The organism is Streptomyces sp. NPDC001270, from assembly GCF_042896695.1.
Taxonomy (GTDB): Bacteria; Actinomycetota; Actinomycetes; order Streptomycetales; family Streptomycetaceae; genus Streptomyces.
Genome location: NZ_JBIAXM010000014.1, coordinates 81,664 through 108,168 on the forward strand (window position 1 = coordinate 81,664; position 26,505 = coordinate 108,168).

General features: G+C 71.5%; 20 protein-coding genes. 11 read left to right on the forward strand and 9 right to left on the reverse strand.

All coding sequences use genetic code 11. The features are described from left to right. Nucleotides 1-244 precede the first annotated feature (244 nt). Nucleotides 245-3,391, reverse strand: coding sequence for an isoleucine--tRNA ligase (ileS, locus tag ACFY2B_RS23910; RefSeq protein WP_390765113.1), 3,147 nt, complete (start codon nt 3,389-3,391; stop codon nt 245-247). A gap of 617 nt (nt 3,392-4,008) precedes the next feature. On the opposite strand from ileS, the gene ACFY2B_RS23915 reads away from it, so the two are divergent. The 6 genes from ACFY2B_RS23915 to ACFY2B_RS23940 all read left to right on the forward strand — a co-directional run bounded on the left by ACFY2B_RS23915 (nt 4,009) and on the right by ACFY2B_RS23940 (nt 10,071). Further along, the gene (locus ACFY2B_RS23915; RefSeq protein ID WP_390765114.1) at nt 4,009-5,352 is read left to right on the forward strand and encodes a TraR/DksA family transcriptional regulator; all 1,344 of its coding nucleotides are present in this window, start codon (nt 4,009-4,011) and stop codon (nt 5,350-5,352) included. A 66-nt stretch (nt 5,353-5,418) separates the two neighbouring features. Continuing rightward, complete coding sequence (lspA, locus tag ACFY2B_RS23920) at nt 5,419-6,006, forward strand: signal peptidase II (RefSeq protein WP_390765115.1); 588 nt, start codon at nt 5,419-5,421, stop codon at nt 6,004-6,006. Between the two features lie 107 nt (nt 6,007-6,113). Beyond that, complete coding sequence (locus tag ACFY2B_RS23925) at nt 6,114-7,058, forward strand: RluA family pseudouridine synthase (RefSeq protein WP_390765116.1); 945 nt, start codon at nt 6,114-6,116, stop codon at nt 7,056-7,058. Further along, entirely contained in the window at nt 7,055-7,522 is a 468-nt protein-coding gene (locus tag ACFY2B_RS23930; protein ID WP_390765117.1) for a GNAT family N-acetyltransferase, read from the forward strand. Before ACFY2B_RS23925 ends, ACFY2B_RS23930 begins: the two co-directional genes overlap by 4 nt. Nucleotides 7,523-7,606: 84 nt before the next feature. Next, nucleotides 7,607-9,193, forward strand: a complete 1,587-nt coding sequence (locus tag ACFY2B_RS23935; RefSeq protein WP_390765118.1) for a Na+/H+ antiporter — start codon at nt 7,607-7,609, stop codon at nt 9,191-9,193. 137 nt (nt 9,194-9,330) lie between these two features. Further along, on the forward strand, nt 9,331-10,071 hold the full coding sequence (locus ACFY2B_RS23940) for an SDR family NAD(P)-dependent oxidoreductase (protein ID WP_390765119.1): 741 nt from the start codon (nt 9,331-9,333) through the stop codon (nt 10,069-10,071). 30 nt (nt 10,072-10,101) lie between these two features. On the opposite strand, the gene ACFY2B_RS23945 is transcribed toward ACFY2B_RS23940, so the two are convergent. Continuing rightward, the gene (locus ACFY2B_RS23945; RefSeq protein WP_390765120.1) at nt 10,102-11,208 is read right to left on the reverse strand and encodes a mechanosensitive ion channel family protein; all 1,107 of its coding nucleotides are present in this window, start codon (nt 11,206-11,208) and stop codon (nt 10,102-10,104) included. Nucleotides 11,209-11,311: 103 nt separating this feature from the next. Here ACFY2B_RS23945 and ACFY2B_RS23950 point away from each other — a divergent pair, with 103 nt between their 5' ends. Then, nucleotides 11,312-11,881, forward strand: a complete 570-nt coding sequence (locus ACFY2B_RS23950; RefSeq protein WP_390765230.1) for a dienelactone hydrolase family protein — start codon at nt 11,312-11,314, stop codon at nt 11,879-11,881. A gap of 224 nt (nt 11,882-12,105) precedes the next feature. On the opposite strand, the gene ACFY2B_RS23955 is transcribed toward ACFY2B_RS23950, so the two are convergent. The 3 genes from ACFY2B_RS23955 to ACFY2B_RS23965 all read right to left on the reverse strand — a co-directional run bounded on the left by ACFY2B_RS23955 (nt 12,106) and on the right by ACFY2B_RS23965 (nt 15,194). Beyond that, entirely contained in the window at nt 12,106-12,948 is an 843-nt protein-coding gene (locus ACFY2B_RS23955) for a thioredoxin domain-containing protein (RefSeq protein WP_390765121.1), read from the reverse strand. A 107-nt stretch (nt 12,949-13,055) separates the two neighbouring features. Further along, on the reverse strand, nt 13,056-13,778 hold the full coding sequence (locus tag ACFY2B_RS23960) for a hypothetical protein (protein WP_390765122.1): 723 nt from the start codon (nt 13,776-13,778) through the stop codon (nt 13,056-13,058). A 66-nt stretch (nt 13,779-13,844) separates the two neighbouring features. Further along, on the reverse strand, nt 13,845-15,194 hold the full coding sequence (locus tag ACFY2B_RS23965; protein ID WP_390765231.1) for a DUF2252 domain-containing protein: 1,350 nt from the start codon (nt 15,192-15,194) through the stop codon (nt 13,845-13,847). A gap of 278 nt (nt 15,195-15,472) precedes the next feature. On the opposite strand from ACFY2B_RS23965, the gene dnaE reads away from it, so the two are divergent. Continuing rightward, nucleotides 15,473-19,012 carry a DNA polymerase III subunit alpha gene (dnaE, locus tag ACFY2B_RS23970; protein WP_390765123.1) on the forward strand — a complete coding sequence of 1,180 codons (3,540 nt, stop codon included), beginning with the start codon at nt 15,473-15,475 and terminating at the stop codon, nt 19,010-19,012. A gap of 176 nt (nt 19,013-19,188) precedes the next feature. Here the strand turns inward: dnaE and ACFY2B_RS23975 are convergent, their stop codons facing one another. Further along, nucleotides 19,189-19,368 carry a hypothetical protein gene (locus tag ACFY2B_RS23975; RefSeq protein ID WP_390765124.1) on the reverse strand — a complete coding sequence of 60 codons (180 nt, stop codon included), beginning with the start codon at nt 19,366-19,368 and terminating at the stop codon, nt 19,189-19,191. Between the two features lie 225 nt (nt 19,369-19,593). Between ACFY2B_RS23975 and ACFY2B_RS23980 the strand changes: the two genes are divergently transcribed. The 3 genes from ACFY2B_RS23980 (at nt 19,594) to ACFY2B_RS23990 (ending at nt 22,866) form a co-directional block, all read left to right on the forward strand. Then, the gene (locus ACFY2B_RS23980; RefSeq protein ID WP_390765125.1) at nt 19,594-20,862 is read left to right on the forward strand and encodes an NYN domain-containing protein; all 1,269 of its coding nucleotides are present in this window, start codon (nt 19,594-19,596) and stop codon (nt 20,860-20,862) included. A gap of 56 nt (nt 20,863-20,918) precedes the next feature. Next, the gene (locus tag ACFY2B_RS23985) at nt 20,919-21,893 is read left to right on the forward strand and encodes an ABC transporter ATP-binding protein (RefSeq protein ID WP_390765232.1); all 975 of its coding nucleotides are present in this window, start codon (nt 20,919-20,921) and stop codon (nt 21,891-21,893) included. Nucleotides 21,894-22,044: 151 nt separating this feature from the next. Next, a complete protein-coding gene (locus tag ACFY2B_RS23990; RefSeq protein ID WP_390765126.1) occupies nt 22,045-22,866 on the forward strand; it encodes an ABC transporter permease in 822 nt (273 codons plus the stop codon). 897 nt (nt 22,867-23,763) lie between these two features. On the opposite strand, the gene ybaK is transcribed toward ACFY2B_RS23990, so the two are convergent. The 3 genes from ybaK to ACFY2B_RS24005 are packed head-to-tail and all read right to left on the reverse strand — an operon-like array spanning nt 23,764 to nt 26,127. Beyond that, a complete protein-coding gene (gene ybaK / locus ACFY2B_RS23995; protein ID WP_390765127.1) occupies nt 23,764-24,315 on the reverse strand; it encodes a Cys-tRNA(Pro) deacylase in 552 nt (183 codons plus the stop codon). Nucleotides 24,316-24,328: 13 nt separating this feature from the next. Next, on the reverse strand, nt 24,329-25,069 hold the full coding sequence (locus ACFY2B_RS24000; protein WP_390765128.1) for an LON peptidase substrate-binding domain-containing protein: 741 nt from the start codon (nt 25,067-25,069) through the stop codon (nt 24,329-24,331). An 11-nt stretch (nt 25,070-25,080) separates the two neighbouring features. Beyond that, nucleotides 25,081-26,127 (reverse strand): hypothetical protein, encoded by a 1,047-nt coding sequence (locus tag ACFY2B_RS24005; RefSeq protein WP_390765129.1) that lies wholly within the window; start codon nt 26,125-26,127, stop codon nt 25,081-25,083. Between the last annotated feature and the right edge of the window lie 378 nt (nt 26,128-26,505).

The following is a 26,505-nucleotide window of genomic DNA, read 5'->3' on the forward strand; positions in this document are numbered from 1 at the left end:
CGTTGCGGGTTCCTGGCTTTCGGGGGGTGTGTGTTCGGGGGCGGGGCACGTGTCCGGCGGACGCAACGCCGAAGGAACGCCCGGTCGGCGACCGCAGCCGGCAGGACATCGGTTCGATCCGGCCCGCTCCGGTGTGTTCACCGCAGCCGTCCGGGACGGCGAGGGCCCGGCTCCCGTCGGGGAGCCGGGCCCTCGCGTGCCGTGTCCGGACGTCCCCGGAACCGAATCCGGGGACCGGTACGCGCTACGCCTTGCGCAGACGGAAGGTCAGCGACAGCCCCTCGTCGGTGAACGGCTCACCGTAGGAGTCGCCCGCCTCGCCCTGGCCGAAGTCCGTGGCCAGGACCTCGTCCGCGATCAGGCCGGTGTGCTCGGACAGCGCCGCGATGACGGCGGGGTCGGTCGAGGTCCAGCGCAGCGCGATCCGGTCGGCCACGTCGAGGCCGCTGTTCTTGCGGGCCTCCTGGATCAGCCGGATCGCGTCACGGGCGAGACCCGCCTGACGCAACTCCTCCGTGATCTCCAGGTCGAGCGCCACGGTCGCCCCCGAGTCCGAGGCCACCGACCAGCCTTCGCGCGGCGTCTCCGTGATGATCACCTCGTCCGGGGCCAGGGTGACCGTCTCGCCGTCGACCTCCACGGACGCGGTACCTTCGCGCAGGGCCAGGGACAGCGCCGCCGCGTCGGCGTTCGCGATGGCCCTGGCCACGTCCTGGACGCGCTTGCCGAACCGCTTGCCCAGCGCGCGGAAGTTCGCCTTCGCCGTCGTGTCGACGAGGGAACCGCCGACCTCGGAGAGCGAGGCCAGGGAGCTGACGTTCAGCTCGTCGGTGATCTGCGTGTGCAGCTCGGGGTCGAGCGAGTCGAAACCCACGACCGCGACCAGCGCCCGGGACAACGGCTGCCGGGTCTTGACGCCCGACTCCGCGCGCGTGGCGCGGCCCAGCTCCACCAGCCGGCGGACCAGGACCATCTGCTTCGACAGCTCCGGGTCGATCGCGGACAGCTCCGCCTCGGGCCAGGACGCCAGGTGCACCGACTCGGGCGCGTCCGGGGTGACCGGCACGATCAGGTCCTGCCAGACCCGCTCCGTGATGAACGGGGTCAGCGGGGCCATCAGCTTCGTCACCGTCTCGACGACCTCGTGCAGGGTGCGCAGCGCGGCCTTGTCGCCCTGCCAGAAGCGGCGGCGCGAGCGGCGGACGTACCAGTTCGAGAGGTCGTCGACGAACGCGGACAGCAGCTTGCCGGCCCGCTGGGTGTCGTACGCCTCCAGGGACTGGGTCACCTGGTCGGTGAGCGCGTGCAGTTCGGAGAGCAGCCAGCGGTCCAGCACCGGGCGGTCGGCCGGGGCCGGGTCGGCGGCGGACGGCGCCCAGTCGGACGTGCGCGCGTACAGGGCCTGGAAGGCGACCGTGTTCCAGTAGGTGAGGAGCGTCTTGCGGACGACCTCCTGGATGGTGCCGTGCCCCACGCGGCGGGCCGCCCACGGCGAACCGCCGGCCGCCATGAACCAGCGCACCGCGTCGGCGCCGTGCCGGTCCATGAGCGGGATCGGCTGGAGGATGTTGCCCAGGTGCTTGGACATCTTGCGGCCGTCCTCGGCGAGGATGTGGCCGAGACAGACCACGTTCTCGTACGACGACTTGTCGAAGACCAGCGTGCCGATCGCCATCAGCGTGTAGAACCAGCCACGGGTCTGGTCGATCGCCTCGGAGATGAACTGGGCCGGGTACCGGCTCTCGAACAGCTCCTTGTTCTTGTACGGGTAGCCCCACTGCGCGAACGGCATCGAGCCCGAGTCGTACCAGGCGTCGATGACCTCGGGCACGCGCGTGGCCTGCTCGCCGCACTCGGGGCAGGCGAAGGTGACCTCGTCGATGAACGGGCGGTGCGGGTCGAGGCCCGACTGGTCGGTGCCGGTCAGCTCGGTGAGTTCGGCCCGGGAGCCGACACAGGTGAGGTGGTCGTCCGCGCAGCGCCAGATGGGCAGCGGGGTCCCCCAGTAGCGGTTGCGGGACAGCGCCCAGTCGATGTTGTTGTTCAGCCAGTCGCCGTACCGGCCGTGCTTGACCGTGTCCGGGAACCAGTTGGTCTTCTCGTTCTCCTCCAGGAGCCGGTCCTTGACCGCAGTGGTGCGGATGTACCAGGACGGCTGTGCGTAGTAGAGCAGCGCGGTGTGGCAGCGCCAGCAGTGCGGATAGCTGTGCTCGTAGGGCAGGTGGCGGAAGAGGAGACCACGTGCGCGCAGGTCCTCGGTGAGCGTTTCGTCGGCCTTCTTGAAGAAGACGCCGCCGACCAGCGGGACGTCCTCCGCGAAGGTGCCGTCCGGGCGGACCGGGTTCACCACCGGCAGGCCGTAGGCACGGCTCACCCTCAGGTCGTCCTCACCGAAGGCGGGGGACTGGTGCACCAGTCCCGTACCGTCCTCGGTCGTCACGTACTCGGCGTTCACCACGTAGTGGGCGGGCTGCGAGAACTCCGAGAAGTCCACCAGCCCGAAGGGCCGCTCGTACGTCCAGCGCTCCATCTCGGCGCCGGTGAAGGTCCGGCCCGTGGCCCGCCAGCCCTCGCCGAGCGCCTGGGCGAGCAGCGGCTCGGCGACGACCAGCTGCTCCTCGCCGTCGGTCGCGACGACGTAGGTGACCTCGGGGTGCGCGGCGACCGCCGTGTTGGAGACCAGGGTCCAGGGGGTGGTCGTCCACACCAGGAGCGCGGCCTCGCCCGCGAGGGGGCCGGAGGTGAGGGGGAAGCGGACGTAGACGGACGGGTCGACGACCGTCTCGTAGCCCTGGGCCAGCTCGTGGTCCGACAGGCCCGTGCCGCACCGCGGGCACCAGGGGGCGACGCGGTGGTCCTGGACCAGCAGCCCCTTGCCGAAGATCTCCTTCAGCGACCACCAGACCGATTCGATGTACTCGGGGTCCATCGTGACGTAGGCGTCGTCCAGGTCGACCCAGTAGCCCATGCGGGTCGTCAGGTCGGAGAAGGCGTCGGTGTGCCGCAGCACGGACTCGCGGCACTTGGCGTTGAACTCGGCGATGCCGTACGCCTCGATGTCCTGCTTGCCGGAGAAGCCCAGCTCTTTCTCGACCGCCAGCTCCACCGGGAGGCCGTGGCAGTCCCAGCCCGCCTTGCGGCCCACGTGGTAGCCGCGCATGGTGCGGAAGCGGGGGAAGACGTCCTTGAAGACGCGGGCCTCGATGTGGTGCGCGCCGGGCATGCCGTTGGCGGTGGGCGGGCCTTCGTAGAAAACCCACTCGGGGCGGCCCTCGGACTGCTCCAGGCTCTTGGCGAAGATCTTCTGCTCACGCCAGAAGTCGAGCACCCCGTGCTCCAGCACGGGCAGGTCGACCTGGGCGGGTACCTGGCGGTAGGTCGGCGCTGTCATCTGCGAGCTTCCTCCAACGGAACTTGCTGCCTTCCGTCGGAGGGACGAGAGCCTTCTGGCCTGTCGACGCCATGTGCGGCGCGCTCCCGCGGTACCACCCTCCTTGGCCCCCGGTGCGACGGACACGCCGGTGAGCCCCCTCATTGGGTCGCGATGCCGGTTCTACTCGCCGCCGCGGATCCTTGGCGGCTTTCTTCCGGCGGCTCCGGGGTGATCTTCACGTCGCGCTCGCCCCCGGGCTTCCACCGTCCCCGGGTCGCTCTGGGCTGCGTACGCCGCTACTCGTCCCCATCCACGCTTTTCGCTCCGCCCAGTGTACGGCGCTCCAGGGACAGCGGCCGACCGATTTCGGGCCGGGGTCCCTCGCCACCGGTGGCGAGGGACCCCGGCTAGTGGTGAGATGACCCGAATGGAGAGGTACGGGTGTTCGTATCCTGGGATGCCCGGCTCAGCGGATTACCCGGCGGAGAGCTGGGCACAACGCATGAAGGCTTGCTGCGCGGGGGTCGCGGGGCGGGCGGATCGGGCGGCGTGCCCCGTTGCCGCGGGACTCAAGTCGATTTATCGTCCCAGCACGATTCGCGAGCAAGGTCACAATATGTGAAGGGGCCGCGGCCATGGTGGCGAAAAAGAGCGCCGTACGGCAGTCGGCATCGGGCAGGTCCCGGGCCGTCGCCGGGGCCGCGTCCGGCGGCCCGGCGAAGGGCACGAGGAGCAAGAAGAGCGCACAGGGACGGACCGCGAAGAAGCCGCCCGCGTCGAACCGGGCGCCCTCGAAAAAGGCGGCCGACGCGGTGGTCGTGACCTCCCCCGCCGGGGAGACCGCCGGAGCGACGGAACCTTCCGGGAAGGCTCCCGCGCGGCAGCGGACGGCGGGGAAGGCCGTCACGAAGAAGGCAGCAGCTCAGAAGGCAGCAACTCAGAAGGCAGCAGCTCAGAAGACGGCCGCCAAGGAGTCTGCTGCCGGGGACTCGGCCGCCACGCGGGTCCCCAGGAGCACCGCCGCCGGGAACGCCGTTGCCGCGAAGGCCGTTCCCGGGGAGGCGGCCGCGGAGACGGCCGCCGTGCAGGAGACGGTCGGCAGGAAGGCGGTCGACAAGAAGGCGATCGACAAGGTCGACAACAAGAGGGCGGTCGGCAGGAAAGCGGTCGCCGAGGAGGCGCCGGCTGCCGGGACGGCGGCGGCTCCCGGGGAGCAGGCCGCGAAGAGGGCGGCGCCCGGGAAGCCGGCCCGGAAGACCGCGGTCGGCAAGAAGGCGGCATCGATGGCGCCCCAGAAGGACGCGGTCGCTCAGAGGGAGAAGGGCGCGGTCGCAGGGAAGGACACCGGCCGGAAGGCGGCGGCCAGGGGCGCGGCCGCCGGGCGGACGGCGGCCGAGGAGGGCGGCTCCGCGAAGGACACCGCCAAGGGCACGGGCAGGAAGAGCACGGCCAAGAAAGCGGGCGCGGCGCAGGCCGCGAAGCAGACGGGAGCCACGACGGTGGTTGCGAAGAAGACTCCTGGCACGGCCACGGCGGCCAAGACCGCCGTCCCCAAGGCACGGGTGGCCGCGGTGGCGGAACCCGGTGCGCTCGCGGTCCGCCCGGGCGAGGACCCCTGGACACCCGAGGAGGTCGAGGAGGCCCGCGCGGAGCTGCTGTCCGAGGACGAGCGGCTGCGCAACGAGATCAGCTCCTCCGAGGCGTCCCTGGTGGGCCTGATGCGCGACTCCGGGGACGGCGCGGGCGACGACCAGGCGGACACCGGGACCAAGAACATCACGCGCGAGCACGAGATGGCGCTGGCCGCCAACGCGCGCGAGATGCTCATCCAGACCGAGCGCGCCCTGCGACGGCTGGACGCGGGCACCTACGGACTGTGCGAGAACTGCGGCGACCCCATCGGGAAGGCCCGGATGCAAGCCTTCCCCCGGGCCACCCTGTGCGTCGAGTGCAAACAGAAGCAGGAACGCCGCTACTGAGAGCACGGGGTGTCGGCGGCGTGCCGTAGTCTCGTCCCAGTCAGGTACCTAGGCTGAGGGACTCACGTGGCAGAGGCGGAGCGCATCATCGGTACGCCGGACACCCCGGACGACAGCGATGAGCTGACGGCCGGAGCGGACGAACAGGACATCCCCGCCGAGCGGCCCCGTCGTCGCAGGCTCGCCGTGCTGTTCGCGGTGGCCGTCTTCGCGTACGCCCTCGACCTGGTCAGCAAGATGATCGTGGTCGCGAAGCTGGAGCACCACCCGCCGATCGAGGTCATCGGGGACTGGCTGGAGTTCAACGCGATCCGCAACGCCGGCGCCGCCTTCGGCATCGGACAGGCGTTCACGATCATCTTCACCGTGATTGCGGCGGCCGTCGTCGTGGTGATCGTCCGCCTGGCCCGCAAGCTCTACAGCCTGCCCTGGGCGATCGCGCTCGGCCTGCTGCTCGGCGGCGCGTTCGGCAACCTCACCGACCGGATCTTCCGCTCACCGGGGGTCTTCAAGGGCGAGGTCGTCGACTTCATCGCGCCCAAGGGATTCGCGGTGTTCAACCTGGCGGACTCGGCGATCGTCTGCGGTGGCATCCTGATCGTGCTGCTGTCCTTCCGCGGCCTCGACCCGGACGGCACCGTCCACCGGGACTGACCGCACCGGCCGGGCCGCGGACCCGGGTCCCCGGCCGAGGGGGTCCCGGCGGCACGGGCCCGCGGATCTCGTACGAGGCTGTCGGACCCGTCCGGCATACTCGACGCGTGAGCACGATTCCCGAGATCCGTACCCTGCCCGTGCCCGACGGCCTGGAGGGCGAGCGCGTCGACGCCGCCATCTCCCGCATGTTCGGCTTCTCCCGCACCAAGGCGGCCGAGCTGGCCGCGGCGGGCAAGGTGCAGGTCGACGGCGCGGTGGTCGGCAAGTCCGAGCGGGTGCGCGGCGGGGCCTGGCTGGAGGTCGAGATGCCGCAGGCGCCCGCCCCGGTGCAGGTGGTCGCCGAGCCGGTCGAGGGCATGGAGATCGTGCACGACGACGAGGATGTCGTCGTGATCGTCAAGCCCGTCGGTGTCGCCGCCCACCCGTCGCCGGGCTGGAGCGGGCCGACGGTCATCGGCGGCCTCGCCGCCGCCGGCTACCGGATCTCCACCTCCGGCGCGGCCGAACGCCAGGGCATCGTGCACCGCCTCGACGTCGGCACCTCGGGCCTGATGGTGGTCGCCAAGTCCGAGTACGCGTACACGTCGCTCAAGCGCCAGTTCAAGGAGCGCACGGTCGACAAGCGGTACCACACGCTGGTCCAGGGCCACCCGGACCCGACGAGCGGCACCATCGACGCCCCCATCGGCCGCCACCCCAACCACGACTACAAGTGGGCGGTCACCGCCGACGGAAAGCCCTCCGTCACGCACTACGACCTCATCGAGGCGTTCCGCGCGGCCTCCCTGCTCGACGTGAAGCTGGAGACCGGCCGCACCCACCAGATCCGCGTCCACATGGCCGCCCACCGCCACCCCTGCGTCGGCGACCTGACCTACGGCGCCGACCCCACGCTCGCCAAGCGGCTGTGCCTCGGCCGCCAGTGGCTGCACGCCGTACGGCTCGGCTTCGAGCACCCCGGGGACGGCAAGTGGGTCGAGTTCGCCAGCGACTACCCCGACGACCTGCAACAGGCGCTGGACCGGGTCCGTGAGGAGACCTACGCGTGAGCGCCGGCCACGAGGTGCGCACCGCCGAGGACCCGGCGGACCTGGAAGCCTGCTTCGCGGTGCGCAAGGAGGTCTTCGTCGCCGAACAGGGCGTCCCGGAGGACATCGAGTACGACGCGTACGACGCCGTCGCCGTGCACGTCCTGGCGGTCCGCGCGGACGGGGTGCCGCTCGGCACCGGCCGGCTGCTGTACGGCGCCCGGGCAGCCGGGAAGACCGGCGGTGACCCGACGCTCGGCTCGCTGGGGCGGCTCGCCGTCCGGCGGGAAGCGCGCGGGCTCGGCATCGGCGTCGCCCTGGTGCGGGCCATCGAGGAAGCCGCACGCGCGCGTGGCCTTGCGGCGGTCGACCTGCACGCCCAGACGCACGCCCAGGGTTTCTACGAGCGGCTGGGCTATGTGCCCTACGGGCCGGAGTACCTGGAGGCGGGGATCCCGCATCAGGGGATGCGGCGCGTCCTGTAGCCGGGGCGTCCGGCGGACGGGCACGAGGGAGGACATGGCAGGCTGAGCACCGTCGTGTGATCGTCGACTCCCGGAGCGTCGGCCTTGGATCAGTTGGCCCTGTTGTTCGTTCTGCTGCTCGGGGCTCTGGTCAGCGTCCCCGTCGGGGACCGGCTCGGGCTGCCGGCGCCGATCCTGGTGACCCTGCTCGGGATCGTCCTCTCGCTGCTCGACTTCGTCCCGAACGTGAACATCCCGCCCGAGCTGATCCTGCCCGGCCTGCTGCCACCGCTCCTGTACGCGGCGGTGCGGCGGACGTCCTGGCGGCAGTTCGCGGCCAACAAGCGGCCCATCTTCCTGCTGGCCGTGGCCCTGGTGTTCGTCACCACCGTCTCCGTGGCGTTCGTCGCCAACGCGATCGTGCCCGGCCTGCCGATCGCCGCCGCGGTGGCGCTGGGCGCGCTGGTCGCCCCGCCCGACCCGGTCGCCGCCACCGCGGTCGCCGGACAGTTGGGGCTGCCGCGCCGGCTGGTGTCGATCCTGGAGGGCGAGGGGCTGTTCAACGACGTCACCGCCATCGTCCTGTACCACGTGGCGATCGCCGCCGTCGTCAGCGGCGCCTTCTCGCCCTGGCGGGCCGGGCTCGACCTGGTGCTGTCGGCGGTCGTCGCCGTCGTCGTGGGTCTCGCCCTGGGCTGGGGCGCGAACAAGCTGATGGACGTCCTCGGGGACGCGACCCTGCAGATCGGGCTGACCCTGCTCGTGCCGTACGTGTCGTACGTACTCGCGGAGAAGCTGCACGGCTCCGGCGTGCTGGCGGTGCTCACCACCGCGCTGTTCATCTCCGAGTACGCCGCCGATGCCGACGACGTGATGACCCGGCTCGCCGGGCACGCCTTCTGGGACATCGTCGACACGCTCGTCACCGGGGTCGCGTTCGGACTGATCGGGCTCGAACTGCACAACGCGATCCGGACCGCGTCCGGGCGCTGGCCCGAACTGCTCGGCTGGGCCGCCGCCGTGGTCGGAGTCGTGGTGGTCGTGCGGCTGTTGTGGCTGCTGCCCGCCACCTGGCTCACCAAGCGGATGCACGCGCTGCGGAACTACGACGAGGACATCCCGACCTCGCTGCGGGAGACCGTCGTCATGTGGTGGTCGGGGATGCGCGGGGTGGCCTCGGTGGCGCTGGCCCTGGCCATTCCGCTGACCACCTCGGACGGCTCCCCGTTCCCCGACCGGGACGAGATCGTGTTCGTCGCGTTCGGGGTGATCCTGGCGACGCTGGTGCTCCAGGGGCTGACCCTGCCGTGGCTGGTGAAGCGGCTCGGGGTGCGGTCCGACACCCAGCGGGAGAAGGAGTTCGAGAAACACCTGGCGGTGCGGGCGGCCCGGGCGGCGAAGCGGCGGTTGCAGGAGATCGAAGACGTCGAGGAACTGCCGGACGAGCAGGCCGAGCAGTTGCTGCGGCGGGCCTTCGAGATCGGTGTGCGGATCAGCCCGGACATCGGCGAGGAAGAACGCCGGGAAGCGCATGAGAAACGGGTGCGTCGGGTACGGCGGCTGCGGCGGATCTACGCGGAGATGCTCAGCGCGGCACGGCACGAGGTGCTGGCGGCGCGGAGCGAACCGGGGGCGGACCCGGAGATCGTGGACCGGGTGCTCCGCCATCTGGACGTGCGCAGCCTGCGCTGACCGGGCCCGGGCGGCCTTGACCCGGTCGGGTTCGCGGGGTCCTGACCCGGTCACCCCAAGACAGTCCGGTCATATGAACACACGGCGGCTGTGGATATCCGGAGGCCCGGGTGGCGTCCGGCTCGTACTCTCGGATCATGGCTCGCAACATTGTGATCAGTGGTGGTGGTACGGGGATCGGGCTCGCGACGGCTCGGGTCTTCGCGGCGGACGGCGACCGGGTGCTGCTGCTCGGGCGGCGCGCCGAGGTGCTGGAGGAGGCGGGAGTACCGGGGGCGCTGACGTACGCCGTCGACCTCGCCGACCCGGCGGGCGTGCGCGGTGTGGCACGGTTCGTCGCCGAGGAGTTCGGCACCGTGGACGTGCTCGTGCACAGCGCGGGCGGCAACGGACTCCGCGAACCGGAGGCACCCGCCGGCGACCCCCTGCACGCCGTCGCACACAACTGGTCCGTCAACTTCCGGATCAACACCCTGACCGCCGTGCTCCTCACGGAAGCGCTCGGGGAACGGCTCGCCGAGCCCGGCGGGCGGGTGCTGTTCCTCAGCTCCATAGCCGCGTACCGAGGGTCGGGAACCGGGGCGTACGCTGCCGCCAAGGCCGCCCTGCACCCCTACGCCCACGACCTGGCCCGGCGGTTGGGCCCGCGCGGCATCACCGTGAACGTGGTCGCTCCCGGCTATGTGGAGGACACCGAGTTCTTCGGGGACGCGATCGCGGAGAGACGGCGGGAACAGCTGATCGCCGAGACGTCCACCGGCCGGGCCGGCACGCCGGGGGACGTCGCTGCCACCCTGCACTGGCTGGCCTCGCCCGGCGCCGGGCACATCACCTCGCAGATCATCCAGGTCAACGGAGGTGCGGAACGCGGCCACTGAACGATCGGGCGCGGCTGCCGGCCGGTACCGTCACCCGCGGCCGGTCCGCGGCGGTTCGTGCGCACGCCGTGCGGCCGGGCCGTCCTGGGCGGGGATGCCGCCCGGCGGCGGCACGGCGTCCGCCGTGTTCACCCGGGGCAGCGCGTACGGGTGTTCCGCGCACAGCCACCGGATCATCTGCTCGCGCACGGTGACCCGGACCGTCCAGATGTCGTCCGCGTCCTTGGCGGTCACCAGGGCACGCACCTGGATGGTGTTCGGCGTCGCGTCGGTGACCGCGATGCCGCCGGAGCGGCCGTCCCAGGCCGGGCACTCGCTCAGGATGTCGCGCAGCTTCTCCCGCATCGCCTCCAGCGGCGCGGAGTGGTCGAGGTGCCAGTAGACGATGCCGCTCATCTGCGGGGTGCCGCGCGACCAGTTCTCGAACGGTTTGGAGGTGAAGTACGACACGGGCATGGTGATCCGGCGCTCGTCCCAGGTCCGTACGGTGAGGAACGTCAGCGTGATCTCTTCGACGGTGCCCCACTCGCCGTCCACGACCACCACGTCGCCGAGCCGCACCATGTCCCCGAAGGCGATCTGCAGCCCCGCGAACAGATTGGCCAGCGTGGACTGGGCGGCGACGCCGGCGACGATGCCGAGGATGCCGGCCGAGGCCAGCAGCGAGGCACCGGCCGCGCGCATCGCCGGGAACGTCAGCAGCATCGCCGCCACGGCCATCACGCCGACCACGGCCGCCACCACCCGCATGATCAGCGACACCTGCGTGCGGACCCGGCGGAGCCGGGCCGGATCGCGGTGGACGCGGGCGTAACGGGAGTAGGAGGTCTCGACGATCGCCGCCGCGATCCGCACCACCAGCCAGGCCGCCGATCCGATCAGCACCAGGGTCAGCGTCCGGCCGACCGCGACCCGGTATCCCGGCAGCAGCCGCGCCTGCTCGTAGGAGCTTCTGAGCAGGGCGGCGCACAGCACCAGTTGGTACGGGATCCGGCTGCGCCGCAGCAGGCCCCACAGCGGCGTATCTCTGTGCCGCTCGTCGGCCTTGCGCAGCAGCAGGTCCGTGACCCAGCCGATGAGCAGGGTCAGAACGACGCATCCACCGACCACGATCAGGGGACGGAGCACGTTTTCCATGCCTGAGAACGTAACCGGCACCGGCCGCCGTGAACACGCGGGACCGGCACCGGAACGGATCCGGCCGCAGACCGCTGTCGTACCCGGCTGGCACGATGGCGCCATGAACATCATGCTCTTTCACTCGGCCTACGGCCTCAGACCCGCGGTGCGCGCCGCGGCCGACCGGTTGCGGGCCGCCGGGCACGAGGTGTGGACACCGGACCTCTTCGGGGGGAGCACCTTCGAGACGGTCGAGGAAGGCATGGCCCGCAAGGAGGAGATCGGCAAGGACGAGCTGCTGAGGCGGGCCGTGCTGGCGGCGGCGCCCTACTCGGAGCGCGGGCTGGTGTACGCCGGGTTCTCGTTCGGCGCCTCCGTCGCGCAGACCCTGGCGCTCGGCGACGAGAAGGCGCGCGGGCTGCTGCTCCTGCACGGCACGTCGGACATCGCGCCGGGCGTCTCGGTGGACGGCCTGCCGGTCCAGTTGCACGTCGCCGAACCGGACCCGTTCGAGACGGACGACTGGCTGAGCGCCTGGTACCTGCAGATGGGCAGAGCGGGAGCGGACGTCGAGGTGTACCGGTACGCCGGGGCCGGCCACCTCTACACCGACCCCGGCCTGCCGGACTACGACGAGGAGGCCGCCGAGGCCACCTGGCGGGTGGTGCTCGGCTTCCTCGCCGCCCTGTAGTGCGCGGCTGCACCGGGTCGTAGGCGCGTTCGGCCTTCTGGGGGCCGCTGCGGGTGCGGTAGGAACGCGCCCAGGACGTGGTCGCGTCCGCGCCGGTGCGGTCGGACAGCGCGTAGTGGACCAGCTGCACGCGGTCGGCGGTGCTGTCCGGCGGCTACGAGCGAGGACGGGCGAACGTGGGATGTTCGCCCGCCCTACGTCCGGGGGTCGGATCCGACCGGTCGTCAGCCCTTGAGGGCGGCGTCCACCACCCGGTTGAAGTCGTCCACCGTCATCGGCGGGTTGCCCTGGCTGTCGGCGGTGAGCATCTTGCCGTCCATGACGAAGCTCGGAGTGCCGGTCACGCCGTCCTTGTTGGTGTCGAAGCTCTTCGACATCGCCACCGCCCAGGCGTCGTAGGTGCCGTTCTTCACCGCGTTCTGGAACTTGGTGTTGCCCTTCAGGGCGGGAACGGTGTCGGCGACCTCGATCAGGTAGCTGTCCTTCTTGAACTTGTCGTCCGTCTCGTCCGGGTGCCACTTCTTCGAGTACAGGGCGGTCTTGTAGTCGACGAACGCCTCCGGGCTGACGTTCAGCGCGGCCCCCAGGGCGCTCAGTGCCTTCTTGGAGCCCTCGCCGTTGCTGCCGATCTTGCCCTTGCCCAGCGAGTCGCCGTCGATGAAGGTGCCGCCGACGTACTGGATCTTGTACTTGCCGTCGTCGACGTCCTTCTTCACGGTCGAGCCGACGGTCTGCTCGAACTGGGCGCAGACCGGGCAGCGCGGGTCCTCGTAGACCTTGAGGGTCTTCGTCGCGCTGCTCTTGCCGATGGTCACCGTGGTGCCGTCGGTGCCGGAGGTGTTGGCCGGCGCGACGACCTTGGCGTCCTTCTCGGACTCCCAGTAGCTGGGCTTGTTGGCCTGGACGACGGCGTAGCCTATGCCGCCGGCGGCGGCCAGCACGGCCACCACCGAGCAGGCCACGACGATCTGCCGCCTGACCTTGGCCCGCTTGGCCTGCCGCTCGCGCTCCTCGCGCAGCCGCTCCCGGGCCGCCGTCTTCGCCGCCTGGGTGTTCCGCTTGCTCATAGTGATGATCTCCCTGTGGGACGCGCACCTGTGGTGCGCGCAATACGTGTGAGGGACTTCTGGTGCTCGGCCGTGCCCGCCTCGCCGGACCGGGCCGGCGGCCTCGCTCAGGCGAAGGCCAGGGCTCCCGGGGAAGCCGGAGAGGCCGGGGAGCACGAGCACGGTGGTCCACGCCGTCCCAGGGAGTGCACGAGGATCCGGTCACGGGCGGTGGCCGCGCGCGGCGCGGGGCGCGGCAGCCGGCGTACCGGGGCGATCCGCATCACCACCGCCACCACGGCCACCGCCAGCAGCAGCGGCCGGAACGTGGTGGCGGCGACCGCACGCAGCAGCTGGGCCAGGGCCCGCTCGCCGCGCCGCAGCCAGACCGCCGCCAGCAGCCCCACGCCGACGTGCGCGGCGAGCAGCAGCCAGGCGGCGGCCGGGTCGGCGTGCGCGAGGAGCGCGGAGGCGCTGCCGGGGCCGCCGGTCACCTGGGCCAGCGGGGCGCCCAGGGGGCCGCCCTGGCACAGCACGTCGAGGCCGACCGCGCGCAGCGGGCCGGCGACCGGGCCGCCCGCCCGGCCATAGCAGGCGTGCTGACCGGTGGTGAACACCGTGTCGGCGGTCAGCTCCAGCGGGATCAGCAGGGCCGCGATACGGCCGAAGCCGCGCTCGCGGCCCGCCAGCGCGTACGCGGTGACGAAGATGCCCGCGGCGACCGCGGCCACGGTCGCCATCGGCAGCGGGGCCCGGGACAGCAGCACGTGCGACGCGGTGCTGAGTGTCACGACGAAGGCCGTGAACAGCGCCGCGCGCACGGCTCTGAACTGGGTCCCGGATATGTCCATAACGGAGGAGAGTCTGTCACGTCCTCAGGTAAAGGACCCCTAAAGGGTGCCTGTGAGTCCGGCTGGTTACAGCCCCGGAATCCGGCCGTTGCGGAACAGGTCGACGAAGATCTGGTGGTCCGCACGCGCGCGTGCGCCGTAGCGGTGGGCGAAATCCGTCAGCAGGGCCGCGAAGCCCTCCTCGTCGGCCGCGATGGCCGCGTCGATGGCGCGCTCCGTGGAGAACGGCACCAGGGACTCGCCCGAGGTGTTGTCCGCCGCGGCGTGCATCGTCGCGGTGGCCCGGCCCAGGTCGGCGACGACGGCCGCGATCTCCTCCAGGTCGTCGATGTCGCCCCAGTCCAGGTCCACGGCGTACGGCGAGATCTCGGCGACCAGCTGGCCCGCGCCGTCCAGCTCGGTCCAGCCCAGCCACGGGTCGGCGTGCGCCTGCAGGGCACGCTGGGAGATCACCGTGCGGTGGCCCTCGTGCTGGAAGTAGTCACGGATCGCCGGGTCGGTGACATGCCGGGAGACGGCCGGGGTCTGGGCCTGCTTGACGTAGATCACCACGTCGTTCTCCAGGGCGTCGCTGTTGCCCTCCAGAAGGATGTTGTACGACGGCAAGCCGGCCGAGCCGATGCCGATGCCGCGCCGCCCGACGACGTCCTTCACCCGGTAGGAGTCCGGGCGCTCCAGCGACGACTCCGGCAGCGTCTCCAGATAGCCGTCGAACGCCGCGAGCACCTTGTAGCGGGTGGCCGCGTCCAGCTCGATGGAGCCGCCGCCGGGCGCGAAGCGGCGCTCGAAGTCACGGATCTCGGTCATGGAGTCCAGCAGTCCGAAGCGGGTCAGCGAGCGTGCGTCGCGCAGCGCGTCGAGCAGCGGGCCCCGCGCGGTGTCCAGCGTGAAGGGCGGCACCTCGTCGCGCTTGGCGCCGGTGGCCAGGGCGTGGATGCGCTCCCGGTAGGCGGCCGCGTAGACGGTGACCAGATCGGTGATCTGGGCGTCGCTCAGCGCCTTCGCGTACCCGACGAGCGCGACGGAGGCGGAGAAGCGCTGCAGGTCCCAGGTGAAGGGGCCGACGTACGCCTCGTCGAAGTCGTTGACGTTGAAGACCAGCCGGCCGTTGGAGTCCATGTACGTGCCGAAGTTCTCCGCGTGCAGGTCGCCGTGGATCCACACGCGCGCGGTGCGCTCGTCCAGGTACGGGCCGCTCAGTATCCGCCCGGCGCCCCTTTCGGCGTGCCCGGCGTCGAGGTCGTGGTAGAAGAGGCACGCCGTGCCCCGGTAGAACGCGAACGCCGAGGCCGCCATCTTGCGGAACTTCACGCGGAACGCGGCCGGGTCGGCGGCCAGCAGCTCGCCGAAGGCGGTGTCGAAAACGGCGAGGATCTCCTCGCCGCGCTGCTCGTCGTTGAGCTGGGGGACCGACATCGCTGGGTGCCTCCTGGTGCGGATGGTGCGTGACATGGGGCGGATCCTCCCCTGCCGATCAACGTGCGGCGCGGCGGGGGAGTGCCCGTGCTCAGTGCACGAAGGTACGCGGGGCAGCCCGCCGGGCGTCAGTGCTCCGGCATAGAATTCGACCCTGTCCCCCCCGGACCGTCCGCTGCCGGTCGGAAGATCGTCGACACCCTGCCCACCCGTCACCCGACCACCACCCCTCAACGAGGCGCTTCGCGCCGCACCCCTCGATCTCGGAGGCTCAAACCGTGTCAAAGCCGCCCTTCACGCACCTGCACGTCCACACCCAGTACTCGATGCTGGACGGTGCCGCGCGGCTCAAGGACATGTTCAGTGCCTGCAACGAGATGGGCATGACGCACATCGCCATGTCCGACCACGGCAACCTGCACGGCGCGTACGACTTCTTCCACTCCGCGAAGAAGGCCGGGGTGACCCCGATCATCGGAATCGAGGCGTACGTCGCCCCGGAATCGCGGCGCAACAAGCGCAAGGTCCAGTGGGGTCAGCCGCACCAGAAGAAGGACGACGTCTCCGCGAGCGGTTCGTACACCCACCTGACGATGTGGTCGACGAACAAGACGGGTCTGCACAACATCTTCCGGCTCTCCTCGGACGCGTACGCCGAGGGCTGGCTGACGAAGTGGCCCCGGATGGACAAGGAATCCATCGCCAAGTGGTCCGACGGCATCGTGGCCTCCACCGGCTGCCCGTCCGGCGAGGTGCAGACCCGGCTGCGGCTGGGCCAGTTCGACGAGGCGCTGAAGGCCGCCGCGGACTACCAGGACATCTTCGGCAAGGACCGTTTCTTCCTGGAACTGATGGAGCACGACCTCGAACTGGAGCGCCGGGTCCGCGACGACCTGCTGGAGGTCGGCCGGAAGCTGGGCATCCCCCCGCTCGTCACCAACGACTCGCATTACACCTACGCGCACGAGGCGAGCGCCCACGACGCCCTGCTGTGCATCCAGACCGGCAAGAACCTCTCCGACCCGAACCGCTTCAAGCTGGACGGCGGCGGCTACTACCTGAAGTCGACCGAGGAGATGTACGGCCTGGTGGACTCGGACATCTGGCGGCAGGGCTGCGACAACACCCGGCTGGTGGCCGAGATGGTGGACACCACGGGCATGTTCGAGAAGCGCGACCTGATGCCCAAGTTCGACATCCCCGAGGGCTACACCGAGGTCACCTGGTTCAAGGAGGAAGTGCGGCGCGGCATGCAGCGCCGCTTCCCGGGCGGCGTCCCCGACGACCGCCAGAAGCAGGCCGACTACGAGATGGACGTCATCATCTCGATGGGCTTCCCCGGTTACTTCCTGGTGGTCGCCGACTTCATCATGTGGGCCAAGAACAACGGCATCGCGGTCGGACCCGGCCGCGGCTCGGCGGCCGGCTCCATCGTGGCCTACGCCATGGGCATCACCGACCTCGACCCGATCCCGCACGGTCTGATCTTCGAGCGGTTCCTCAACCCCGAGCGCATCTCGATGCCCGACGTCGACATCGACTTCGACGAGCGTCGGCGCGTCGAGGTGATCAGGTACGTGACGGAGAAATACGGCGCCGACAAGGTCGCCATGATCGGCACCTACGGCACCATCAAGGCCAAGAACGCGATCAAGGACTCCGCGCGCGTGCTCGGCTATCCGTACGCGATGGGTGACCGCATCACCAAGGCCATGCCCGCCGACGTCCTCGGCAAGGGCATCCCGCTGTCCGGCATCACCGACTCCGCCCACCCCCGCTACTCGGAGGCGGGCGAGGTCCGCGGGATGTACGAGAACGAACCGGACGTGAAGAAGGTCATCGACACCGCGCGCGGTGTGGAGGGCCTGGTCCGGCAGATGGGCGTGCACGCCGCCGGTGTGATCATGTCCAGCGAGACCATCACCGAGCACGTCCCGGTGTGGGTGCGGCACACGGACAACGTGACCATCACGCAGTGGGACTATCCGAGCTGCGAGTCGCTCGGCCTGCTGAAGATGGACTTCCTCGGCCTGCGCAACCTCACGATCATGGACGACGCCGTCAAGATGGTGAAGTCCAACAAGGGCGTCGACATCGACCTCCTCGGTCTCCCGCTCGACGACCCGACGACCTTCGACCTGCTCCAGCGCGGCGACACGCTCGGCGTCTTCCAGTTCGACGGCGGCCCGATGCGCTCGCTGCTGCGGCTGATGAAGCCGGACAACTTCGAGGACATCTCCGCCGTGTCGGCCCTGTACCGGCCGGGTCCGATGGGCATGAACTCGCACACCAACTACGCGCTGCGCAAGAACGGCCAGCAGGAGATCACGCCGATCCACCCGGAGCTCGAGGCGCCGCTCAAGGAGGTCCTGGACGTCACCTACGGCCTGATCGTCTACCAGGAGCAGGTGCAGAAGGCCGCCCAGATCATCGCGGGCTACTCGCTCGGCGAGGCCGACATCCTCCGCCGCGTCATGGGCAAGAAGAAGCCCGAGGAACTGGCGAAGAACTTCACCATCTTCCAGGCCGGCGCCCGCAAGAACGACTTCAGCGACGAGGCCATCCAGGCCCTGTGGGACGTGCTGGTCCCGTTCGCCGGCTACGCCTTCAACAAGGCGCACTCCGCCGCGTACGGACTGGTCTCCTACTGGACCGCGTACCTCAAGGCGAACTACCCCGCCGAGTACATGGCCGCGCTGCTGACCTCCGTCAAGGACGACAAGGACAAGTCCGCGGTCTACCTCAACGAGTGCCGCCGCATGGGCATCAAGGTGCTCCCGCCGAACGTGAACGAGTCGGTGCACAACTTCGCCGCCCAGGGCGACGACGTGATCCTCTTCGGCCTCGAAGCCGTGCGCAACGTCGGCGGCAACGTGGTCGAGTCGATCATCAGGAGCCGCAAGGCCAAGGGCAAGTACGCCTCCTTCCCCGACTACCTCGACAAGGTCGAGGCGGTCGCGTGCAACAAGCGCACCACGGAGTCGCTGATCAAGGCGGGCGCGTTCGACACCCTGGGGCACACCCGCAAGGGGCTGACCGCGCAGTACGAGCCGATGATCGACAACGTGGTCGCGGTCAAGCGCAAGGAGGCCGAGGGCCAGTTCGACCTCTTCGGCGGAATGGGCGAGGAGACCAGCAGCGAGCCCGGCTTCGGACTCGACGTGCAGTTCACCACCGACGAGTGGGAGAAGACCTATCTGCTCGCCCAGGAACGGGAGATGCTGGGTCTGTACGTCTCCGACCACCCCCTCTTCGGCCTGGAGCACGTACTGTCCGACAAGGCCGACGCGGGCATCGCCCAGCTCACCGGCGGCGAGCACGCGGACGGCGCCGTCGTCACCATCGGCGGCATCATCTCGGGCCTGCAACGCAAGATGACCAAGCAGGGCAACGCCTGGGCCATCGCCACGGTGGAGGACCTGGCGGGCTCCATCGAGTGCATGTTCTTCCCGGCGACGTACCAGCTCATCTCGACCCAACTCGTCGAGGACGCCGTCGTGTTCGTCAAGGGCCGCCTCGACAAGCGCGAGGACGTGCCGCGGCTCGTCGCGATGGAGCTGATGGTCCCGGACCTGTCCAACGCCGGTGCCAACGCGCCCGTGATCCTCACCATCCCCGCCCTGAAGGTGACCCCGCCGATGGTCAGCCGCCTCGGCGAGATCCTCAGCCACCACCGGGGCGACAGCGAGGTCCGGATCAAGCTCCAGGGCCCGCGCAAGACGACGGTGCTGCGCCTCGACCGGCACCGGGTGAAGCCCGACCCGGCGCTGTTCGGCGACTTGAAGGTGCTGCTCGGCCCGTCCTGCCTGGCCGGCTGAGTCTTCTGCCACGGTCGGCCGGCTGAGTCCTCCGGCCGCAGCCGCCGGCCGGCCGGGCCCTCCTGGCACCGGCTGAAGTCCGTCCGCGACGAGGGGCGCACCCGAGCAGGGTGCGCCCCTCTGCTGCCTGGGCCTCAACGGCCCTGCCGGACCGGGCCAGTCCGAGCCGGCGAGCCTCAGTTGTGGCCGAAGCTCTTCTTCTGCTTACGGGCAACATCCGCGGGGCCGCCCTGGCCGGGCGCCATCGACGACTCGTGGGACTCCGCAGGCGTCCGCTGTGCCTGCTGCTGAGTCTGCTCGGACTGCGAGGCGCGGTTCTGCGGGCCACCTTGCTTGCGGTTCTTGTTCTTGGCCATGGTGATCTGCCTCCTGTGGGGGATCTAGGGGCCAGGGCCGCCATCAGATTCACATAGCCCGACCGGAGGCGCATGTCGGATAATTACCCTGTGTGACAGGCCGGGTAAGAGCGAAAAGAGCGGATACGCCACGCCGAAGATCGAGTTCGGGCCGTTAACCTCCGCGTGGTCGGGCAGACTCGAAACACAGCCTGAAGCAAACCTCCCGGGAAGAGGGTGAGTCGCGTGGACCGCTGCATCGTCCTGGTGGACGCCGGGTATCTGCTGGGGGCCGCCGCCAGCCTCCTCGCCGGCGAGCCCTCCCGCTCGCGTATCACCGTCGACCACACCGCGCTCATCCAGGCGCTGCGTGAACGCGCCGAGGCCGAGACGGAACGGCCGTTGCTGCGCATCTACTGGTTCGACGGCGCCCCCGACCGGGTCCCGCAGCCGGAACACCGGCGGTTGCGCGTGATGCCCCGGGTCACCGTCCGGCTCGGCGCCCTGACCCGCAGTGACGGGCGTTGGGCGCAGAAGGGCGTGGACGCCGCCATGCACGCCGAGCTGACCGAACTGGCCCGCAACCGCGCCTGCTCCGACGTCGTCCTGGTCACCGGCGACGGCGATCTGCTGCCGGGCATGATGGCCGCCAAGGAGCACGGCGTCGCCGTCCACCTGTGGGCCGTACAGGCCGCCGACGGCGACTACAACCAGTCCGAGGACCTGGTCGCCGAGGCCGACGAGCGGCGTGTCCTGGACCGTACGTGGATCACCAAGGCCGTACGCGCCAAGGAACTCACCGGCATCTGCGCGCCGCCGCCCGCACCCCGGCCCGAGATCGCCGCGATCCTCTCCGCGCCGCTGCCCGAGTCCGCGCCGACCACCCCCGAGCCGACCCCCACCGAGTCCGGCGAGCGCGCCCCCGCGCCCGGGGCGGCGCAGGACGGCAGGCAGGAGCGGGTGCCCGCGCCCAAGGGCGTACCCACGCCCAAGGACCTCGCCGCGCTGCGCGCACCCGGCGCCCCGGCCGCCCAGCCGCCCACGACCGCGACCCTGCGCTGGTCCTCCGACAAGGGCTGGGTGGACCGGCCGGGCGTCCCGGCGGAGTCCGCCGAGGCCGTCTCCATGCCGACGCTGGCCCAGCTGACCACGGCCGAGCAGCGGTGGGCCGACCGGGAGGAGGACATCACCACGGTCGGCGGCGACCCGTACGAGGTGGGACAGGTCTTCGCCCGGCGCTGGATGTCCCGGCTCGGCGACCAGAGCCAGCTGCAGAAGCTGTCCGCCATGTACCCGCGGGTCCCGCACCGCATCGACGGCGAGCTGCTCCGGTACGCGGCCCGCTTCGGACTCCTGGCCCACAAGGACGACCAGATCGACGAGAACGACCGTTACGCCATCCGGGCGGGGTTCTGGCGGGAGGTCGACGTCCGGACCACCGCGGAGAACGGTCCCGGAGCGGAACGGACCGAACCGGCGGCCCCCAACGCCGATCGGGGCCCGCGCACCCCTTAGGCTCGTCCCTTGTGATGACGCGCACGACCCAGGCACTTCCGGAGCGGGACGACGTCGTGTGCGCGGTGCGCGGACTGACGAAGACCTATCCGGCGGTGCGCGGGCGGCGCGGTGTGCCGGCCACCCCCGAGGTACGGGCCACCGACGGGGTGGAACTGGACGTGAGGCGCGGCGAGATCTTCGGGCTGCTCGGGCCGAACGGAGCAGGCAAGTCCACCCTGGTGCGGCAGCTCACCGGGCTGCTCAGGCCGGACGGCGGCAGCGTGGAGATCCTCGGCCACGACATCGTGCGCCACCCCGAGCGGGCCGCGCGCATCCTCGCCTACCTCGGCCAGGAGTCCACCGCCCTCGACGAGCTGACCGTGTCCCTCGCCGCCGAGACCACCGGGCGGCTGCGCGGCCTCGGCGTACGGCAGGCCCGTGCCGAGCGGGACGCCGTCCTCGACGAACTGGGGCTCGCGCCGATCGCCGGGCGGGCCCTGAAGAAGCTGTCCGGCGGGCAGCGGCGGCTCGCCTGCTTCGCCGCCGCGCTGGTGGGCGAGCGCCCGCTGCTCGTCCTCGACGAGCCGACCACCGGCATGGACCCGGTGGCCCGGCGCGCGGTGTGGGCGGCCGTCGACCGGCGGCGCGCCGAGCACGGCGCGACCGTGCTGCTGGTCACCCACAACGTCATCGAGGCGGAGACCGTCCTCGACCGGGTCGCCGTCCTCGACCGGGGCCGGGTCATCGCCTGCGACACCCCCGCCGGACTCAAGGAGCGGGTGGCCGGTGCCGTGCGGGTCGACCTCGTCTGGCGGGAGCGGGCACCGCTGGAGGTGCCCGAGGTGGCCGTGCTGCGCGAGCAGGCCGTGGAGTCCGGCCGGCGCTGGACGCTGCGGCTCGCCCCCGAGGAGGCCCGGGCGGTCGTCGCCACGCTGACCGGCGGGGCCGCGTTCGCCGCGCTGGACGACTTCACGCTCGCCACGCCCAGCCTGGAGGACGTGTACCTGGAACTGGGCGGCGCGGCGCGGCAGGGGCTGGTGAAGGCATGACCGGGACCGCGCGGCGGGCGGTGCGCGCCGTGTCCGCGCCGAGTGCTGCGTCTGTCGTGTCCGTCGTCTCCGTCGCGTCCGTACGGTCTCGCGGAGGCGTACCGGCCGCCGTGGAACCGGCCGCCGCCGGAGGGAAGAGGAGCAGCGCGACGTGAGCGTCGTACCCGTGAAGGTGCCGGTGGGCAGTGCCCCGACCCTGGACGAACAGGCGGGGGCGGCGGCCCCGCTCGGGCCGCCCGCACGGCTGCGGCCGTCGCTGGTGGCCGTCTACCGGGCGCAGCTGTCCAGGGCCCGGGTGGCGCGGATCCCGCTGCTGTTCGTCGCGACCTTCCAGTCGGTCGGCATCATGATCATGATGCGCGGGGTGGTGGACACGCAGAGCGAGGCCCAGTCCGTGGTGGCCGGGGCGTCGATCGTGGTCGTCGCCTACGTCGCGCTCAACCTGCTCTCCCAGTACTTCGGCCAGCTGCGGGCCAGCGGCGGCCTCGACCACTACGCGACGCTGCCGGTGCCGCCCGCGTCGGTGGTGCTGGGCGCGGCGGCCGCGTACGCCTCCTTCACCGTGCCGGGGACCCTGGTCACCGCCGTGTTCGGGTGCGTGCTGTTCGGGCTGCCGCTGACCAACCTGTGGATCCTGCTCGCGGTGATCCCGCTCGCGGGCGCCGCGCTCGCCGGCCTCGGCGCGGCCTGCGGACTGCTCGCACCCCGCCCCGAACTGGCCACCCTGCTCGGGCAGTTGGGCATGTCGGCGGCGCTGCTGCTGGGCGTGCTGCCGCCCGACCGGATGCCGGAGATCGTCCGGCTGGCCCGCGATCTGCTGCCGTCCACCTACGGCGTCGAGGCGTATGCGCGGACCTTCGCGGACCAGCCCGACTGGGCCCTGGTCCTCACTGACCTGGGGGTGTGCGCCGGGGTCGGGGTGATCTCGCTGGCCGTGGCCACCTGGGCGTACCGCCGGGCCGCGGTCCGATGACGCGCCGCACAGCCCGGCCTGGCACGATGTCAGGGTGACCGCACCGCTGACACCGCCTCCGCCACCGCACGACCAGTCCCCGCACCGGACCTGGCAGACGCCGCCTGCCGAAGCGGCCGGGGACGCCCACGAACAGGACGGGCCCGGCATGAAGACCGAAGTCCGGCAGGCCGCCCTGGTGACGGTGGCGATGGTGCTCGGCGGGGTGCTGCTCGGCCTGCTGTGGTGGTGGCTGGCTCCGCACGTGCCGCTGGTCGGGGACGAGGTGGACAAGAAGTGGGTCGTCTACCTCAAGGACAGCGAGGGGGAGCAGGCGATCGGCGTGGACGGCACGTTCACGCTGCTGGCCGCGGCCTTCGGTGTTCTCAGCGCGGTCGTCCTCTTCCTGGTGCGGCGGCGCGGCGGGGTGCCGCTGGTGGTCGGACTGGCCGTCGGCGCGCTGGTCGGGTCGTTGCTGGCGTGGCGGCTCGGGGTGTGGCTCGGACCCACGAAGGACGTGATCGCCCACGCCAAGGAGGTCGGCAAGGGGGTTACCTTCTCGGCTCCGCTGAAACTGGGCGCGAAGGGCGCGGTGCTGGTGTGGCCCATCGCCGCGCTGGTGGTCCACCTCGGCCTGTCGGCACTGTTCGGGCCCAGGGACCCTGATCCGTACCAGCAGGGCCCGTACCAGCCCGGCCAGGGACCGCACGAGCAGGGACCGCCTCAGCCGGGGACGTACGAGGCACCCCGGAACCAGCGCCCCGGGACACCGGACTAGGGCCCCGGGACCCCGCGCGCCGTTCCTACGCCGGTCGGCGTCCGTGGTTGGCGTGGTGCTTCTTGGTGCGCCACTTGCGTTTGCGGGTTCTCTTCGACATGTCTTCCAGTGTTGACCCGGAAGCGCTGTCCGTCGAGCGGTCACGCCCGCCCGATGGGCGCGCGGACGGCGTCGGTGAGCGCGGCCAGGTCGTCCGGCGACAGTTCGACCTCCAGACCGCGGCGGCCCGCGGAGACGCAGATCGTCGCGTGGGCCGACGCCGAGTCGTCGAGGACCGTGCGGAGCTTCTTGCGCTGGCCCAGGGGGGAGATGCCGCCGCGTACGTAGCCCGTGGTGCGCTCGGCCAGGGCCGGGTCTGCCATCGCCGCGCGCTTGCCGCCCACCGCCGACGCCAGGGCCTTGAGGTCGAGGGAGCCGGCCACCGGGACCACCGCCACGGTCAGCGCGCCGTCCACGTCCGCCACCAGCGTCTTGAAGACGCGGTCGGGGGAGACACCCATCGCCTCGGCGGCCTCCTCGCCGTAGGAGGGATGGGCCGGGTCGTGCTCGTAGGAGTGCACGGTGTAGGCGAGGCCCGCGGCGGTCAGCGCCACCGTGGCCGGCGTGCCGCCCGCCCGGCGCCCGCCGCCGGCCCGGTCCGCCCGCGCGTCGTGCGCGCCGGTGCCGTGCTGCTTCTTCTGCTTCTTCGCCATCGGAATCCCGGTGTCAGTTCATGCTGGTAGGGCCGCGGGTCAGCTCCGCCGCGGGCAGCGACGGCAGATGACGGATGACGGCGGTCTCCGAGCGCAGGAGCCTCAGCTCGTCCCGCAGCCGCGAGGCCGTGTCCGGGGCCTGGAGCAGGCGCTGCTTCGTCGGGGTGTCCAGCATCATCGCCGCCGCCACGAGGTAGGAGACGACCGACGGCTCGTCGGGGAGGTCGGAGCCCGGCGACAGGGACCGTTCCCGGGCCCCCGCCAGCCGCTTCTGGTACTGCCGGAACGCCCGCAGCACGCCCTCCGCGAGCGCGCCCGACCCGTCGCCCGGCTCCTCCGGCAGCAGTTCGAGCTCCGCGGTCAGGAAGGGGCCCGTGGCGTCCACCGACAGCAGCCGCACCCGCCGGGTGCCGGTCGCCAGCACCTCGAAGGTGCCGCCCGAGCGCTCCCTGATCGTCGCGGCGTCCGCCACGCAGCCCACGCCGTGGAAGGCCCGGGCCGGGTCGGCGCCGAACCCGGCCGTAGGGCCGCGTTCCGGCACGGCCGTGGGGTCCGGCATGCCCGGTGCGGTCGGCGCCACTTCGTGGCCGTCGCGGATCGCCACGACGGCGAACCGGCGCGGTTCGTCCTCGGGCGTCTTCAGCAGCTCACGCATCATGGCGCGATAGCGCTCCTCGAAGACGTTCAGGGGGAGCACCAGCCCCGGGAACAGCACCGAGTTCAGTGGGAAGAGCGGGAGACGGACGGTGGTCACGGCGTCACAGCCTAATGGCCACGGGCACCGGCATGCCCGCCGTCCTCCCTCCGGGGCCGTCGGGGGGAGGGGACCAGCCCGTCGGGGGTGGGCTGTTCGGTCCCCGCCGGCAGCTCCTCGCGCAGCCGCAGAAAGAGCCCCAGCGGGTCGTCCGACGCCTGGTCCCAGGGGATCGACGTGGCGTACGGGCCGATCAGGTGCAGCTGGTCAAGGGCGTCCTGCCGGCGGTCGAGGCACACCAGGAGGTACGCCAGGAGATTGCGCACCTCGGCCGGCCACGGGTCGGCCGCGGGGAACCGGACGGAGAGCGCGATGGCCCGGTCGGCGGCGGCGTCCACCCGCTCCCGGGGCACCTCGGCGCCCCGGCTCAGGCAGCTGAGGGCCGCGTGCGCCGGGAGCGCCTGGACGAGTGCGCCGGGCGGCGCGTCCTGGGCGGCGGACTCGGCGAAGTCGAAGCATTCGTCGTGGGAGCCGTGCCAGGTCGCGGCGAGGTAGCCGAGGGCGGCCACATGGCAGCCGTAGTGGTGCGGGGAGCGGCGCACCGCCTCCGTCCACAGGCGCTCGAATTCGGTGTGGCCGGCCCGGGTGCCGCACGCGTGGTCCAGCGCGATCCGCCAGGGCACCGGGTCGTGCGGGTCGGCCCGGGTGGCGGCGGCGACGAGCGGGCCGACCTCGGCCAGCAGCTCGGCCCGCGCGGGGGAGGCCCAGCACCGGTCCACGGCGAGCTGGGCGCGCAGCAGCAGCGCGTCCGGGTCGTCGGGGGCGTTCGCGTGCCACTCCTCGGCCCACTCGGGGCGGGAACGGGCGAAGGCGGCCAGCCGCCGCGCGTACCGGTCGCGGTCCTCCCAGCCCGCGGCCTCGCGGGTGGTGGCCAGCAGCTTCGCGGCGGGCCCGTACTCGCCCCGGCCGGCCGCGAGCAGCGCAGGGGCCAGCCGCTCGTCGGGTGCGTCGAGCAGTACCTCGTCGCCGGTCGGCGGTCCGTCGCCGTGGCGCGGGGCGGATCGTGTCCTCCGTGCGGAACGGAGCAGCGCGCGCAGCAGAGACATGGTGTCGACCATTGAAAGACCGCAGGTCGGGGCGGCGCCAGGGGGTTCACGCAACCTACGGAAAGTTGTACGTACGATGGTCAAGTGAGGGTAAAAGGTGACGGTTGTACCACTGTTTGGGTCCCTGTCGGTTTCCTGTGCCCCGAAAGCAGCACGAGGAACCGCGCGCCCAGCCAACGCCCGCCCACCGGCAAGCGCCGCCTGTCCTCAAAAGGGGCGCGGGGAACTGCGCGCCCAGCCACGACGCACCCGCGCCCGCCCGCCCCTTGGAGTCGCCCCCCTTTGGCCTGGTGTCCAGCCAACGCCCGCCCACCGGCAAGCGCCGCCTGTCCTCAAAAGGGGCGCGGGGAACTGCGCGCCCAGCCACGACGCACCCGCGCCCGCCCGCCC